Origin of the sequence: Flaviaestuariibacter flavus, assembly GCF_004337505.1 — a bacterium.
GTDB lineage: Bacteria > Bacteroidota > Bacteroidia > Chitinophagales > Chitinophagaceae > Flavisolibacter > Flavisolibacter flavus.
Window position 1 is genome coordinate 1 of record NZ_SJZI01000040.1, and the last position, 902, is coordinate 902.

Sequence of the window (902 nt, forward strand, 5' to 3'; positions counted from 1 at the left end):
AACTAGCTGAGCAGGTGCGCCGCGAAGCCGCCGCCAGCCATACCACAAACTACCGCGACGGAGTTGTCCGCCAAAGTTCACAGGGAAGTCGTACGCGAGACTGTTTGCGTGGCTGGCGTGTACAGCTTGCGTAGCAGGTCGCTGGAGGTCAACGAAAATGCAGGTACGGTGTCCGGCGGCTGGCAAGTCGAACGTGATGCCAAGGAGAAGTTCGTGTCCTGCTGGTCGAACCAAGGACTGGTCGGAAAGAAAAAGCTTTTGAAGAGAATTTCTGCCGCAATTAACCCGAATCGGCGGCTGGCGGCCAACGACCAGGGCTTTGCGCTGTGGCCAACATGAAGATAGAAAATTATAGGACAGTTTCCGGCCATAGCGCAACAGTCTATATGTAAAAGGGGCCGTCTCTGGCGGGCAGTCATCCACTCGGAAGCGGCGCTGCAGTGAAGTAACTTAATGGGACAAAATGTTTCTGTTATGAAAACAACCACAAAGGCTTCAGCTCATGAGACAGCCCCTGTCTCCAAGGTAATGAAAAGCGAAGGTTTTTCCAACCATGAACTCTATGTCGGCATTGACGTACACAAAAAGCGCTGGCAGGTAGCCGTACTATGCTCTGGTGTCGTTCTGCAGAATGTTTCCATTGAAGCCGACGCGGGCCTGCTGGTGCAGCACCTGCGCTCCCGCTACGGTGAAGCACAGTTCCACTGCGTCTACGAAGCCGGACCCTTTGGCTTCGCCCTATGCCGCGCGCTGTGGGCCGCCGGTATGGAATGCATCGTCGTGAACCCGGCAGACATCCCCGGCACCGACCAGGAGCGCCGCAGCAAAACCGACTCCGTTGATGCCCGGAGGCTTGCCAACCACCTGGCCGCAGGTCTTTTGCGCGGCGTTTATGTGCCTTC

2 protein-coding genes are annotated in these 902 nt (G+C 56.4%); both read left to right on the forward strand.

Going from position 1 to position 902, the window contains the following annotated elements:
• Positions 1–108 precede the first annotated feature (108 nt).
• Positions 109–339 carry a hypothetical protein gene (locus EPD60_RS07965; protein WP_165871471.1) on the forward strand — a complete coding sequence of 77 codons (231 nt, stop codon included), beginning with the start codon at positions 109–111 and terminating at the stop codon, positions 337–339.
• 135 nt (positions 340–474) lie between these two features.
• Positions 475–902 (forward strand): IS110 family transposase (locus tag EPD60_RS07970; protein ID WP_165871461.1); only part of this gene is annotated, 428 nt, incomplete at its 3' end.